Annotated in this window: 13 protein-coding genes; 8 read left to right on the forward strand and 5 right to left on the reverse strand. The window is 43.1% G+C overall.

Annotation, left to right across the window (positions count from 1 at the left end):
- Positions 1-5: 5 nt before the first annotated feature.
- Together BGK61_RS06990 and BGK61_RS06995 are read right to left on the reverse strand one after the other, a co-directional pair.
- Positions 6-929, reverse strand: a complete 924-nt coding sequence (locus tag BGK61_RS06990; RefSeq protein WP_014998689.1) for a LysR family transcriptional regulator — start codon at positions 927-929, stop codon at positions 6-8.
- A 56-nt stretch (positions 930-985) separates the two neighbouring features.
- Entirely contained in the window at positions 986-1,336 is a 351-nt protein-coding gene (locus tag BGK61_RS06995) for a rhodanese-like domain-containing protein (protein WP_014998688.1), read from the reverse strand.
- Between the two features lie 195 nt (positions 1,337-1,531).
- On the opposite strand from BGK61_RS06995, the gene BGK61_RS07000 reads away from it, so the two are divergent.
- On the forward strand, positions 1,532-1,843 hold the full coding sequence (locus BGK61_RS07000) for an ArsR/SmtB family transcription factor (RefSeq protein WP_014949816.1): 312 nt from the start codon (positions 1,532-1,534) through the stop codon (positions 1,841-1,843).
- 114 nt (positions 1,844-1,957) lie between these two features.
- Here the strand turns inward: BGK61_RS07000 and BGK61_RS07005 are convergent, their stop codons facing one another.
- Together BGK61_RS07005 and BGK61_RS07010 are read right to left on the reverse strand one after the other, a co-directional pair.
- A complete protein-coding gene (locus BGK61_RS07005; RefSeq protein ID WP_014998687.1) occupies positions 1,958-2,707 on the reverse strand; it encodes a PRC-barrel domain-containing protein in 750 nt (249 codons plus the stop codon).
- A gap of 189 nt (positions 2,708-2,896) precedes the next feature.
- On the reverse strand, positions 2,897-3,253 hold the full coding sequence (locus tag BGK61_RS07010) for a MaoP family protein (RefSeq protein ID WP_048832198.1): 357 nt from the start codon (positions 3,251-3,253) through the stop codon (positions 2,897-2,899).
- 399 nt (positions 3,254-3,652) lie between these two features.
- On the opposite strand from BGK61_RS07010, the gene BGK61_RS19590 reads away from it, so the two are divergent.
- The 7 genes from BGK61_RS19590 to BGK61_RS07045 all read left to right on the forward strand — a co-directional run bounded on the left by BGK61_RS19590 (position 3,653) and on the right by BGK61_RS07045 (position 13,310).
- Positions 3,653-3,820 (forward strand): hypothetical protein, encoded by a 168-nt coding sequence (locus BGK61_RS19590; protein WP_014949813.1) that lies wholly within the window; start codon positions 3,653-3,655, stop codon positions 3,818-3,820.
- Between the two features lie 126 nt (positions 3,821-3,946).
- The gene (locus tag BGK61_RS07015) at positions 3,947-4,777 is read left to right on the forward strand and encodes a LysR family transcriptional regulator (protein WP_014998685.1); all 831 of its coding nucleotides are present in this window, start codon (positions 3,947-3,949) and stop codon (positions 4,775-4,777) included.
- 75 nt (positions 4,778-4,852) lie between these two features.
- A complete protein-coding gene (locus BGK61_RS07020) occupies positions 4,853-5,203 on the forward strand; it encodes a DUF2750 domain-containing protein (protein ID WP_014998684.1) in 351 nt (116 codons plus the stop codon).
- Positions 5,204-5,331: 128 nt separating this feature from the next.
- Positions 5,332-5,565, forward strand: coding sequence for a DUF2789 family protein (locus BGK61_RS07025; RefSeq protein ID WP_014998683.1), 234 nt, complete (start codon positions 5,332-5,334; stop codon positions 5,563-5,565).
- A gap of 68 nt (positions 5,566-5,633) precedes the next feature.
- Positions 5,634-7,022, forward strand: coding sequence for a ribonuclease J (locus BGK61_RS07030; protein ID WP_014998682.1), 1,389 nt, complete (start codon positions 5,634-5,636; stop codon positions 7,020-7,022).
- Between the two features lie 214 nt (positions 7,023-7,236).
- Positions 7,237-11,412: an EAL domain-containing protein gene (locus BGK61_RS07035; RefSeq protein ID WP_076011923.1), complete on the forward strand. Its 4,176-nt coding sequence runs from the start codon at positions 7,237-7,239 to the stop codon at positions 11,410-11,412.
- Positions 11,413-11,630: 218 nt separating this feature from the next.
- Positions 11,631-13,310 (forward strand): AMP-binding protein, encoded by a 1,680-nt coding sequence (locus BGK61_RS07045; protein WP_076011924.1) that lies wholly within the window; start codon positions 11,631-11,633, stop codon positions 13,308-13,310.
- 154 nt (positions 13,311-13,464) lie between these two features.
- Here the strand turns inward: BGK61_RS07045 and BGK61_RS07050 are convergent, their stop codons facing one another.
- Positions 13,465-14,118 carry a dUTP diphosphatase gene (locus BGK61_RS07050; RefSeq protein WP_076011925.1) on the reverse strand — a complete coding sequence of 218 codons (654 nt, stop codon included), beginning with the start codon at positions 14,116-14,118 and terminating at the stop codon, positions 13,465-13,467.
- Positions 14,119-14,251 lie beyond the last annotated feature (133 nt).

The following is a 14,251-nucleotide window of genomic DNA, read 5'->3' on the forward strand; positions in this document are numbered from 1 at the left end:
GCCTGCTATTCTGTACAAGAGTCGAGCATAAAGTCTGAGGAGGGAAGATTCATCGTTTGATACCTGAGTTCACCGATAAATGCACGGGCTGCAGGTCCAAGCGTGTCACCGTCTTCAAAAGATAAATAAAGAAGGGCTTTGCGCAATGCCGCATTATTATCAAGAGGAAGGGGGACAAGGGTACCGTTTTCTAATTCATCTTTAATTATAGCAATTGGAAGCCAGGCAAAACCTAATCCTTGAGCAATAATATCCAACGACGTTCTTACATGGCTAACGGTCCAGCGTTGCTCGGCACCCAGCCAGCCTACATCAGCCTTACGCTCTGCAGAAGAGTCCCTCACAACGATTTGGCGATGAGCTTTGAGGTCTTCCAATGTAAGGGTTCTATTTAGCTGATGGAGAGGGTGGTCGGCATGAGCGACTGCAGCAAACTCGATTTCGCATAGGTCTTCGCTAAAGCCACTGGGAAAAACAAACGGCGATATCCCCAAATCTACTTTTCCATTACTTAACAGTGAGTTTGCACCACTTAATACAGTTTCCTCGATTTCAATGCGCAATAAAGGGAACTCGGCTGACACTTTAGCAAGCACGTTGTACAGCAATTCAGAGGGGAAAATAATGTCGACGGCAATACGCAGTGTTGTTTCTGTGCCGGATTGTAGACTACTGGCCACAGCTTCAAGCTTGTGAGCTTCGTTTAGCAAAAACGACGCCCGTCGATACATAAGTTCGCCTTGAGGCGACAACTGTACCTTGCGCCCGATGTTCTCAAATAGTGAAACACCAATTGCGTTTTCGAGCTTTTGAACTGCGTGGTGAACGCTTGATTGACTTTTATGAACTTCAGCAGCAGCCTGATTAAAGCCGCCGGCATCGACGACGGCTTTAAACATGCGCCACTGTTCTAACGTAGATTTAAGCATACAGCGCCTTTAAACTCTTATATAGCGCTACTTATAGCACACACGTGCTTAGTAAGTCATTTCTGGTTTACTTCATTTATCGTGGGTACCGGGCAGGTAACAACCGATACATTGTCGTATCCCATTTTTATCAATTGCTCTGCTGCAAGCTTTGCACGCACGCCCGATGCACAGTGAATATAAAGTGGCGTTGAAGCATCCTTAAACTGTTCTAAGGCTTTCATTTCAAGCACACCTCGTGGAATGTGAAGGGCTGAAGGGACGGGCTGATTTGCGACCTCAGCGGCTTCTCGCACATCTATAAGGGTGCCGTTGTTACTGCGACACTCGCTTGCAGCTTGCTGGGCTGTTACGGTTCGTAAGTTCACGTCTATGTTTTCAATTCGAGTTTTAATATCTAAAAGCATATTTTTCCTTTCTCGCTCAGTTGAACTAAACTAATTATTAAATAAGTAAAATCTAATGTAAGTATATTGGCGTAATAAAACAATGTAAAATACAGGAATTCGTCGCATAAAATGGCAAGTCGGCAAATTGTCTTATACTTTAGTATAGTAAATGGCTAAATTGGTGCCGAAATACTTTACAGATAGAGAGTACTTATGTCCGAGGATATGGTAATAGGTTCAGATGATATAATGGAACACGCTGCGGAAGCTGAAATCTTCCTCAAGCAATTTGCGAACAAAACGCGCCTTATGGTGTTGTGTTCGTTATTGAAGGAGGAAAAGTCGGTTACTGAACTTCTCGAAGTCGTCAGCGTTTCTCAACCCGTAATTTCTCAACACCTCGCATTATTGCGAGAATCCAAAATGGTGGCCACTAGAAGAGAAGGTCAAACGATTTACTACCGCTTAGCAGATGAACGCGTTAAGCGATTAATTGCTTTAATGTATGAATTCTTCTGCGAGTGATAGCTCCATATCTTTAAAAGCTACAATGTCCGCTAAAAAAACGGACATTGTGTAGCACCTAGTTTGTTCGAACGTTTCAGTTAACCCTATCTCAATGTAAACGTTACCCAGTTACTATTCACTATCACCATTGAGTTGCTCACACAACATAGGTATATAGCCTTCTTCAGAAATTTTATCGCTTTCGACTTCAGGCCTATCTTCTAGTTCATCGTGGCTTAAGTTGACAACGACATTGTGTGCTGCCCAGTCAATACTTTTTATGTCACTTGGCAACAAAGCTAGATGTTTACCACCTGGAAGCCAGTTGTTGGTATCAACCACAAGCATTACAATTTCCCAACTTCGGGTATCGATAATAAAATTACTGATATGCCCTACATTGTCAGTGGTCGTTGCTACCTCATAACCTCCAACCTCACCAACTGCTCTTAAGTGGTTAGTCGTTTTTTGAGGGTGCAAGGTATCTGATTCTTCGGCTCTTTGTAACTCAACCAGTTCATTGGGATGTGCAAACTCTCCCCATGCGCCGGGGCCAATCCAGTAATACCCATAGCCGAAATATTTAAAAAGATTCTCTTCGTATTCGCGAGAAACGGGTTTGTGTTCATCGATAGAAGGGCTGTTTTTTAGGGTTTCGACGGTCATATTGATATGAACGGATTCACTCTCTGCTTCGAGCTGGGTAACAGAAATTGGAGAGATAACTACCTTGCGACTAAGGGGGAGCCAAGTGTTGGTGTCTGCGACTAAATAGCGCACGGTAAAGGTTTCGTCGTCAAAAAGGATATCGCGGATGCCGCCCACTTTGTCATCCAAAGCATGGATAGAAAAGTGAGTAAGCTGTTTTGAACTAATGATCATCGTTGCGCCTCCTTTGCATGGGCTTGTTTTCACAGAGCACTACGATAATTGGCAGTTGGCTCTGTATTACTCTAAGTGTAGACAGTCCTTAACGTTTCTTCATTTTGTTCTTGCCAGAACTTGATTGAGATCATTTGTTTTAGAAACAAAAAAGCTCGCCGAAGCGAGCTTTTTAGCAATGATACAGCATTAGGCTACATCGAATTCTTCATCAGAATAATCTTCGTCATAATCTGATTGGTTGCTTGCACTGCTGTGAAGTGTATAGAAGTGCTTTTTGCCTCTCGCTAATCTGACGTATTTTGCCCAGGCTTTTTCTAGGTTATTGCTAGCTTCAACCTTACCATTGATGAAATCGACGAAATGCGTCTCATCATCACTTTCAGGTGAAAGTTCGCCACTTTCAAGTCCTAACAATGTCTTGCCGTAGTTGGTTAGAATATCGGCTTCAGTAATACTGAAGTCACCTGATTTACGAAAACCATAGGGAAATTTCTGACGATCGATATAAGGTTTTGCAGATTGTCGAATAGCTAAACTTTTCATGTTGTACCCAACGTAATGTTTTGTTCAGCGCACTTTTAAGATAATTAAAAACGAAGATAAAACAAAAGATTTTTCTCTTATCAATAAAAAATTTTTAACGGTATAAAATCTAACAATAAATTTCATATTTCGATTAAAAAGCACACAGAGCGTGAGCGGTTAAAGCTTTCATCCTGAAAAATTTAAGCTTCTGAAATCTATGCTAAATTTCTAATTTTCTTCATGGGGGCAGCACGGGGCGCCACGGTGATATGAGCGTAAATGAGTTACCTGGTAAAAGTCTATGTGAATTGGTGATGAGAATAATCAAAAATTCTTATCGCTACGATGATTAAAATTCGTTTTCTATTTTGCCGCTTAGGATAATAATTGAGGTGTGTTAACAACCCAGAGAAGTCAATGAGTAAAGACTATCGTTACCAGCGTGATGAATGGGACTCGGTAGAAGAGGAAGATTTTCACGCTAAAAAGCCAAATTCCAAGCGTCAAAGTACTGTGAAGGAAAAGCAGAAGCGTGACTTGCAACGCCGTGACAAGCAGCGTCGCCTGCACCAAGAAGAGTATTAATTCAGCGAGTTGGTGAAATTTTGATAAAGCGTACCGTTTATGACGGTGCGCTTCTGTGCTTTTGTGTTTACATGCCGTATTATCTGTGTCAATTTAGTTTCACTTTGATTCGGTTGTACAACAAGCATGGATATACGCTTTCTCACCACATTTATAGAAGTGGCGAAAACTCGTCATTTTGGTAAAGCGGCAGAAAACCTTTACCTTACTCAATCAGCAGTCAGTGCTCGAATAAAGCTACTTGAAGAGTATTTTCATACCACGCTTTTTATTAGGCAACGAAATAGTATTCAGCTTACTCAATCAGGCGAGAAATTGTTGCCTTACGCTAAGCAATTGTGTGCAAAACTGAATGAGGCTAAGCAAGAACTTCAAATTCAGTCCTCTGAGTACGTGGTATGCGGCGCCACACAGTTGGCCAGTGAACTTCTACTCCCTCAGATCTTGAGTCATTTACACAATACATTTCCCGATTGGTCAGTGAAGGCAGAAGTACTCACCTTAGATACACTATCAAGGCAACTTCATGAACGCGTGACAGACCTTTCTTTTTCTACCGAGCCGTTGAAATCTGAAGAAGTGAACAGCGATGTATTGCTTGAGCAAGACTTAGCCCTTTATCGCATTGGTGAGGTAACAGACGTCATTGATGCCGCTGATTTTGTAGCTATTGATTGGGGTACAAAAGCGAGAGATTGGCTACTGACAGCTTACCCTCAACTTCGCGACGCTAAATTAAGAACAAATTCGTTAAGTCTTGCACTGAATAATTTACAAGCTGAGGGTGGCATTGCTGTACTGCCTACTAATGTTGAGAGTCAGTTGCCAGAAAACGTAAAAGTGACAAAGATTGAATCGCTAGAAAACGTATCCTTTAAAGTATACGTACACAGCATGAAGCAAGTTAGGCGAGTTGGCCTAGCTGAGATAATTGAAAGCGTAATTAAAGCGTGTTAATCGCTAGCTAATGAGCTTACCCTCCGTGCTTTATTTAAATAGGCATGGTTACGACAGAATTTAAGAGAGAACCTTATGTCACAACTACATCCTTTATTGGAAAAAAACGCATTTCAACGCCTAGAAGCAAGCCTTGCGACAATTAAAGCTGAAGAAAAACTCTTTATTTTAAAGGACGAGCACGGTTGCGTTATGCTAACAACCGATGAAGAAGATGGGGTTCCTGTTTGGCCAGATGCAGAACTAGCACTGCTATGGGCGACAGAAGACTGGGCGCACTGTGAAGCAATGGAGCTAAGCACTCAAGAGTTCCTTACAAAATGGGTGCCTGGTATGACTCAAGACGAACTAATGGTTATTGTATGCCCAGTACCTGCTGAAGAAGGTGAGGTCATTACTCCAGAAGAGTTTGCCGAGTATCTATAAGGTGTGATCTCAAGGGCTAATCAAAGGGTAAATATTCATTAAGCAGCATGGGACATGAGGCAACAATTTCAGATTGCTAGAAATTTTGTTTAATAGTGTTCCCGTAATTGATAACCCAAGGAGGCGTTATGTTTACTGAACAACCCACAATGAATAGTCTATTCAGCCAGCTCGGTTTAGGAAGTTCTGATGAGGAAATTGCTGAGTTTTTTGAAACACACCGAGGGCTGAATAAGAGCCAGCACCTTCACGAAGCTTCCTATTGGAATGAAAGTCAGTCTGCGTTTTTGAAAAACGCGATTATTGAAGATGCAGCCTGGGCTGAGGTAATAGATCAACTTAATGCTGAGCTTCACGAATAGAGGTACGGCCTCTATTCTCTTATCCATCCAGTTAACTTTCTCTGCGTTAAAATAAGGTAGTATCTGTTTTGTTGCACCCATCTGCTGACGATTTGTGGTTTGTTCCGCTAGGCGGAACTGGTGAAATTGGGATGAACCTCAATTTGTACGGCCACGATGGACAATGGCTGATGGTTGACTGTGGTGTATCTTTTGACGAACCTCTCGTTCCTGCTTATAAAACCAACGGCCCCGGGGCTGATAAAAAAGCTTTTAACGGTGTGACGCATCGCGTTGTCGCACCAGACCCATCATTTATCGCTAAGCAGAAAGATGCACTGGCTGGCATAGTTATCACACACGCTCATGAAGATCATGTGGGCGCAATACCTTATCTCTGGGATCGTTTTCAAAAGCCGATTTATACTACGCCTTTTACTGCTGAAGTGTTAAGGCGAAAGCTAGCAAGGAGCAAACTAGCAAATCGCATTACCATTATCGAAATGGATGGGGGAGATACAAAACAGATAGGGCCTTTTAGCGTTAATTGGCTTGCAATTACTCATTCTCTTCCTGAACCCTTTGCGCTAAAAATCAACACACCGGTAGGCACAGTACTGCATACCGCAGACTGGAAAATTGACGCAAACCCTATTACTGGGTTGCCGTTCGACGTTAACCTTTTCAAACACTTAGGTAATGATAATATTCTTGCCATGGTGGGGGATTCTACTAATGCGCCGAAGCCAGGATTTTCAATTTCAGAAAGAAACTGCTATGACGGTTTGTTAAGCACGATCGCACCCTTGAAAGGCAGAGTAGTGGTAGGCTGTTTTGGTAGCAACATTGCTCGACTTATTTCGTTAGCTAAGGTGGCGCAGAAAACCAACCGATACATGGCGCTATACGGGCGTTCACTCATGAATATGTACGGTATCGCTAAACAACAGGGAATTTGGCCAGATGACTTGCCGATTACCGACCCGTTTCACTTAGGTTATTTACCCCCGCACGAAGTGTTAGCGGTAGCGACAGGTAGCCAGGGGGAAAAGAATACGGCACTTGCACGCTTTGCAAAAGATAACCACCCCCACTTGAGCTTAGATAAGGGAGATACGGTGTTATTTTCCTCCATTGTTATTCCCGGTAACGAAGAGAGCGTGGGTCGATTGAGTAGAGCGTTAGAGGCAAAAGGCGTAAACGTTATTCACAGTGAGGATAGTACATTACCTATACATGCGAGCGGACATCCTTGTGAAGAAGAATTAAAGCTTATGTATCACTGGGTGAAACCTCACATTGCTATCCCGGTGCACGGCGAGCATCAACACCTTAAAGCACACGCGAATATTGCCAAAGCGTGTGGTGTGAAAAAGCACTATGTAGGGCAAAACGGTGATTTATACCGGCTCGCTCCTCAACCCAGTATTCGTCGTCAAGTGATACCGGTAGGGCGGATCCCAGTACAGCAAGACTAAAACGCCACCACCTAAAAAGGTTTTTTTCCACTTTGCTTGACGCGCTTCTCCGTTTCTCTCTTCTCACGGTTCTCATCGAATAGCTTTTAGATTTCAATGCGATAGTTAACGTTTTGAGGTTTGTAAAAACCTTGTTTTTCAAACTGCCCAAGATTCAAACATTCTGTTACACTTGGTTTCATAATAAAAATCTAAAACGTGCGACCCATTCTTGATGAGATGTTTCAACTATCTTTTACTGTTGGTTTTAGTTGTAAGCCTACAAGCGGTGGCTTCACCGCGATTGTCAAATCCTGTCTTTCAGTCTTTATCGACGAAGAATGGCCTTCCGCAAGATATTGTTAACGATATTGTTATAAATGAAGACGGTTTCGTTTGGATAGCGACAGAAGGCGGTTTAGTTCGTTGGGACGGCGTACGGACCAGGCGTGTCGCTGGACCCAATAATACGCTAATCGATTCCTCAATTTATAGATTGGCACTACAAGGCACCGAGGCGCTGTGGTTTAGTGTTTACGGCAGAGGTGTTTATTATCTTGACTTGGCCACGCAGGAAGTGGTTCAAATAGAGCCGACTTACTACCCTGATGTAGAAGGGTTTGTACAGCATGGTGAATCCTTCCACTGGCAAGACGATTCGCATCTCATTATTGCACTGGCAGAAGAAGTGCAAAGATTTAACACCCAGACCAAAACCTTGGATCGAGTAGCCAAACTACCTGAGCGGTTATTAGGCAACAATCAAAGTATTCGCGCCGCGATAACGATTGAAGATACCTTGCTCGTGGCTACGACATCGGGTGTATATGTTAAAGATATCACCGAAGTGGAACAGCCTTTACAACCACTTGAATACCTAGGCGATATTCCAGAGAATATTGACAACACCAACGCAAAGTTCTTGCTATTAGATCAGAACGACAGGGTATGGATTTCCACTGTTCTTGGTGTTTTTGTGGCGTCAAAGCAGGATTTTCTGAAGCAGGTACGTGGGCAGAAAGACAATGTATTTACACAAGTCGTATCTGACAGAAATGTATGGAAACTGGTGCAATACAAAGACGATGCGTTTTGGATGGGCACCAATAAAGGGCTCTACCAGCTCAGTAAAAAGGCCAGTGGCTGGGAGTACGAACATATCCTAGAACCGCACAATGGCTTTACTGAAATATCAGATAAAAAGATAGCGGCAATTGCAAAGGACGAGTCAGGAAACCTTTGGTTAAGCTCAGTTTATGCTGGAGCTCTATATTTCGGGATAAAAAGCGCTGACATTTTTGCCATTCAAAACGAACGTTCAGATGAAGAGAAAACGCTGACGAGTCACGTTGTGTGGGCGCTCGCTGAAACAGAGCCCAACAAGCTTTGGATTGGTACGGAAAACGGTCTTAATCATTACGATTTTGCCACTAAGTCGTCTAAGAAATATCTCTATTCAGAAAGCGATTTAGCGGTGGTCGGCGAAGGCGCTGTTGATAGAATTATTCCCACACCAGATGGGCGACTATTTTTATCAACTTACAATGGTATTCGACTATTTGACCCAAGTACCGGTGATTCTCAGCGACCTGAAGTTTTAAGCGGTGGAGATGACAAGGAGTTTGATGCTTATGGTACAGGCGCAATGTTGTCTGATGACGGCATTCTCTACTTTATAGGGCATGAGGGGTTTCTTAAATATGATGTGAATGAGAAAGCCATTGCTCCGCTTGAACTCGATCCTCGCGTTTTTGATATTAACTTCTCAATAGGTTTTCTTGGGCAATCTAAATACCATAACAATAGATTGTTTTTTGCCACAGAAGGTGGCTTGTGGTTAATAGATCCTGAAACCTCTCAGCACGAGTTAGTCTACCGGTTTTCAGAGATGCAGCGAGGACGAGATCGTTCAATTTCCTCATGGGTCATCGACGATATGGGAGTACTATGGCTTGCATATAACGGCGTAGGATTAGTCGGGGTAGACGCCGATACTTTCGAGCCTTTGTATAATCTCAACGATTCTAATATTTTACTTTCCAATATTGTCTACGGTTTGCAAAAAGATGAATCAGGCAACATATGGTTTAGCTCACACAAAGGGCTACACAAATACGACCCATCTACGGGGCAAATTAAGAACTTCATCTATGGGCGCGAGCTAAGCGTTTCTGAGTTTAACCAAGGTGCTTCACTTAAGCTGAAAGATGGTCGACTGGCGTACGGCTCTACCAGTGGCGCCGTTGTTTTCTCAGCATCTCAGTTAGAGAGTATGGAAGTAGGTAGGAGCTTACTAAGCAAACAGACCGCTATAACAGAAGTGGCGGTAGACAATAGAAAGCTTAATCAACCGCTCAAAAATTTAAGTGGGCATCATTTTGATTTAAATTATGAAGACTACGGGTTAACCATTCATTTCTCTTCACTGGCGATGTCAGGTATTGGGAAAGTTAAATACTACTACAAGCTGTTAAACGGCGAGCGCACCGTGACAGAAGGTGTAACTGACGATGCTAAAATCACTTTCACCAACATTGAGCCGGGGGATTACGTATTTTCTGTTGCACCCACGCCGGGAAGCTTTGACTTTAACGTACTGCCTGCTGAAATTACTCTACATATGCCCTACGCACCGCTGCGTTCTCCGCTCGCGTACGCAATATACGCAACACTCATTGTTGGCTTGTTTGTAGCGTATTTATTATCACGTCAACGCCAGTTATTTAGATTGCAGAAAGCGCAACAACAGGTGACGTTATTTAGTGATGCGTTCAGGCAAACCCGCGACTGGGTACTGATCTTCGATAAAGAAAAACGTCTGGTTGCCGCGAACCCTGCATTTGAGCATGTATTTGGCTTTAACAATAAAGAACCATTGCCTAAACAGCTGGCGCGACTTTATTTGCGCTACCCAAATCTAAACCGACACCTGTCAGGCAAGCTACCTGAAATGCAAGGTGGAGATTTTTGGAAAGACGAAGCGGTAATTGATGGTGCTGACGGCAAGCGCTACGACGTATTGATTGATATTACTGCGGTAAGTGGTGAAAGTAATGCGGCGGAGCATTATCTCATTGTTATCTCTGACATCACTGAACAGAAAAATGCCGAACGTAAACTACTGAAAATAGCCACATATGACAGTTTAACCGGGCTGGTTAATAGAACATTGCTATTGGATAGGCTCGAACACGCCATTGGGCTTGCGCGCCATCATGAACATCGCGTTGCGGTAATGTTCGTTGATCTGGATAGATTCAAGGGCATAAACGATTCGTTGGGGCATGATTACGGCGACAAACTACTGCGGATTGTTGCTAATAGAATGCGAAATCTTGTTGCAGAGTCGGGCACCGTGGCGCGATTGGGCGGTGATGAGTTTGTAATTGTTATAGAGGAAGTAACTGCTGATGACGATTTAAGCTCATTTGTAGCGCAAATTATTGAATCGGTAGAAACGCCTATTTCGTTAGCCGAAGAAGTGCTTCGTGTGTCCTGCAGCATTGGTGTCGCTTTTTACCCTGAAGACGCATCGGAACCTGCTGAGCTTATTAAGCAAGCTGATGTGGCCATGTACAGTGCTAAGAAAGACGCGTTAAGCGGGTTTACTTATTTTACTAGTGATATGAACGAGCGCGCGAAAACTCGACTACAGCTAGAAAACAAAGTGAAGCGCGCCTATTCCGATGATTGTTTCTTCAATCACTATCAACCAATTGTAGATGCCCGTACGAACACTACCATTGGTGTTGAGTTACTGCTTAGAGGACGACTTGAGAATGAGCCTCTTTACCCCGATCAGTTCATTCCGGTACTCGAAGAGTTGAAATACATTATTGAAGTGACCCGACAAGCCATGCGAAGAGCTGCCGAAGACTTATCTTCGTGGTATCGCCAAGGTTTTAATGGCTATGTATCGATTAACTTATCTGCACTTCATTTTAAGACGGAATTTGATTTAAGCGGTGTATTAAGCTTATTAAACGAGTTTGACTTACCCAAGGAAGCGTTTAGGTTTGAAATTACCGAAGGCGTACTGATGGATGACAGCGACAATGCGTTAAGACAGATAAGCCGTTTTGTAAAAGAAGGGTTTGTTCTGGCGCTGGATGATTTCGGTACAGGATACTCGTCACTGAGCTACTTAAAACGCTACCCGTTATCTGTACTAAAAATAGATAAGAGCTTTGTAAACGAAATGGCTCCCGGTAACGCGAATGAAGCGTTAGTAACTACGACGATCACGCTTGCAGGTAATCTGAACATGAGTTGTGTGGCAGAGGGTGTAGAAACTAAAGCGCAGGCAGATGAATTGATAGGCAAGTCGTGTTATTTCCATCAGGGGTATTTCTACGCTAAACCGTGTACGGCAGAAGAAGTGATGCCTTTGTTGTTTAAAACGTGGTCGTAGTGTTATCTCGGCCGCGTTTTTTCAACAGATAAGACCATAAAGATTCAAAAGCCAAATCTATAAGAAAACTAAATTTAGCCGCTCAAGCCTTGTTATTCACCGCATGGAATGTAAACGCTTGTTTAAAAAGCTTGTTTTTCAATAAAAAATAAGGCTTATTAGAAGTCTGTGAAATCATTGTAAAAATGAGCTACATTATAACAACATATGAGTGACCTATGCCGCTAGACATGACAGCAAACGCAAATACCACGGAAGTAATAACATCGCCATTAAGTATGTTGTACCACTGGGAACAAAGCCGTGGAGACGACGTATTTCTTACGCAGCCATTAAACGGTGAATACCACGATTACACTTGGAAACAGGTCGCCCAGCAAGCTAGGCAAGTAGCGGCGCGTTTACGTGAATTCAATTTCCCAAAGGGCAGCAGAATTGGCATTTTTTCTAAAAACTGTGCTGAATGGTTTATTGCTGATTTAGGCATAATGATGGCGGGTCATGTGTCGGTGCCAATTTTTTCTACAGCTGGGCCAGACACGGTTCAGTACGTGTTAAAACATGCCGACGTTCAACTACTTTTCGTGGGTAAGTTAGATAATACTGCAGAGCAGGTTGCATCTATTCCCTCGGAATATTTAACGGTTGCCTTTCCTTATCCAAACATTGCTACCAAACAGCAGTGGAAAGCGTTTATGGATATTGCACCGATTGCTGACTCTCCTGTTCCTGATATGGATGACCTGATGACCATCATCTATACCTCAGGCAGTACTGGTCAACCAAAAGGTGTGGTTCATAGTTTTAATACGGCTTGCTGGGCAGCGCGCAATTCGCTCGAACAATTAGGTATTAATCAAAACGACCGTACTATGAGTTATCTGCCATTAGCGCACATCACTGAGCGTGTTTTGGTTGAGCTTTCAAGTTACTACAGTGGTGGAAAAATACACTTCGTTGAAGATCTTTCAACGTTTCAGCGTGATGTCGGCCATTGTCAGCCAACATTATTTATATCTGTACCTCGTCTATGGACTAAGTTCCAAATGGGCGTGCTGGCAAAAATGCCGCAGAAAAAGCTAGATACGTTACTCAAAATTCCAATTTTGAACAAAATCGTGGCGAAGAAAATTCGCAATGGATTAGGTATTAACAATGCTCGCTTGTGGGCAAGCGGCTCAGCGCCACTCGCTCCTGCGGTAATTGAATGGTTTGCGAAAATCGGGATTTACATTTCTGAAGGATGGGGAATGACCGAGAACAGTGCTTACGGCACCGGCAGCGTACCATTCCGTCATGATAAAATAGGTTGTATTGGTAAGCCTTACGCTGGTGTAGACATTCGCACGTCAGAAGAAGGTGAGATACAAGTTAAATCGCCATGCAATATGCTGGAGTATTACTTAGAACCTGAAAAGACAGCAGAAGTCTTTACTGAAGACGGTTATTTACGTACCGGTGACAAAGGCGTTATTGACGCCGATGGTTACGTTAAAATTACAGGTCGTTTGAAAGATATCTTTAAAACAGCGAAAGGAAAGTATGTTACACCAGCACCTATCGAAGCGAAGTTTATGGAAAACCCCATTGTGGAGCAGGTGTGTGTTACCGGTACTAACTTGCCTCAGCCGGTAGCTTTGCTTGTGCTTAGTGAAGAAGCGCGGAAAAAAGACAAAGCGGGCATTGAAGCAAGTCTTAAGAAAACATTCGATGCTATTAACGCAAACTTAGAAAGCCATCAAGTGATGGATCGCGTGGTTATAATGAAAAATGAATGGAGTATTGAGAACGACTTGCTTACCCCGACGTTAAAGGTAAAACGTCACGTACTAGAAGACCGCTTCGTCGATATTATTCAAGGTAGCTATAGCGATAAATTGGTTTGGGTAGACGCGTAAGCTAAAGCAACGTATTCAACCAACGTATAGGAAAGCTCTGTCATTGACAGAGCTTTTTACTTTCAGCAGATTTAAACCAAGGTGTTTAAAAGGGAGACGTTACCCAGCGTTTTGCCAGTGTCTCTTAATGATCTCACAAAAGCGGCGATGGCGCTTAAGAAGGGTAGCGAGAGCGTAATCCCTCATACACTAAGTCGCTAAACTCAGGCTTAGTTAAATCAAGCGCGTCCATTACTTCTACTAGGTGCTCGTTGTCTTCACGACCTTCCCATACTTTTATGTACGTACCTTCTTTATAACCGTTGTCTTGACGGAAGAAGTTAAGCACATTTTTACCTACATACTGACGATACAATTCGTCAGCCGACATTTCGCATTGGCTAACGATGAACATAAATAGCGGCACGCTGAAACGCTTTGCGGCGCACAGGCCTGTCATTAGCTCTAAATTATCAAGAAGCGACTGATTTGATGCGTCGTACTCTTGCCCGTCGAACGTCACTGAAGTGTTGCCACTTGCTAATTCAGAAGCAATGATTTTTGCAGACTCAGCGATATCGCCTTTGTATTCAATAATGCAGGCGCTAAGCGCGAAGTGCCAAATATCAACTAATTCCATTTGCAGTTGTGGTAGATCTTTTTGCTGCGCTTTCCACCATTTCCAGCCATGATGTTCAATTGCTTCAACCGACTCAACCATTGCTGCACGTAAGTATCCGTAACCTGCGTTTAGCCAGTCTGGGTTTACCTTGGCGTTCATTTTATCTTGAAGAGAAAGCATGGTGGCGAGTTGTTGCGCGGTTAACATTGTTGCTCCTGACCGTGAAATTGTATTGCGTTTTATAAAGGGGAAATTGTACTTGAATGACGCTTGAGGAGAAACTGCTAAATTGGCGCGGATGATAGTGACGTATATTCTTTACTATGTGCCTGCTTGTGGT

The organism is Alteromonas abrolhosensis (genome assembly GCF_001953635.1).
Taxonomy (GTDB): Bacteria; Pseudomonadota; Gammaproteobacteria; order Enterobacterales; family Alteromonadaceae; genus Alteromonas; species Alteromonas abrolhosensis.

Bases quoted from the DNA above. Each gene is read 5' to 3' on its own strand.
- BGK61_RS06990 (WP_014998689.1), bottom strand. From the start codon at position 929: ATGCTTAAATCTACGTTAGAACAGTGGCGCATGTTTAAAGCCGTCGTC.
- BGK61_RS06995 (WP_014998688.1), bottom strand. From the start codon at position 1,336: ATGCTTTTAGATATTAAAACTCGAATTGAAAACATAGACGTGAACTTA.
- BGK61_RS07000 (WP_014949816.1), top strand. From the start codon at position 1,532: ATGTCCGAGGATATGGTAATAGGTTCAGATGATATAATGGAACACGCT.
- BGK61_RS07005 (WP_014998687.1), bottom strand. From the start codon at position 2,707: ATGATCATTAGTTCAAAACAGCTTACTCACTTTTCTATCCATGCTTTG.
- BGK61_RS07010 (WP_048832198.1), bottom strand. From the start codon at position 3,253: ATGAAAAGTTTAGCTATTCGACAATCTGCAAAACCTTATATCGATCGT.
- BGK61_RS19590 (WP_014949813.1), top strand. From the start codon at position 3,653: ATGAGTAAAGACTATCGTTACCAGCGTGATGAATGGGACTCGGTAGAA.
- BGK61_RS07015 (WP_014998685.1), top strand. From the start codon at position 3,947: ATGGATATACGCTTTCTCACCACATTTATAGAAGTGGCGAAAACTCGT.
- BGK61_RS07020 (WP_014998684.1), top strand. From the start codon at position 4,853: ATGTCACAACTACATCCTTTATTGGAAAAAAACGCATTTCAACGCCTA.
- BGK61_RS07025 (WP_014998683.1), top strand. From the start codon at position 5,332: ATGTTTACTGAACAACCCACAATGAATAGTCTATTCAGCCAGCTCGGT.
- BGK61_RS07035 (WP_076011923.1), top strand. From the start codon at position 7,237: ATGAGATGTTTCAACTATCTTTTACTGTTGGTTTTAGTTGTAAGCCTA.
- BGK61_RS07045 (WP_076011924.1), top strand. From the start codon at position 11,631: ATGCCGCTAGACATGACAGCAAACGCAAATACCACGGAAGTAATAACA.
- BGK61_RS07050 (WP_076011925.1), bottom strand. From the start codon at position 14,118: ATGTTAACCGCGCAACAACTCGCCACCATGCTTTCTCTTCAAGATAAA.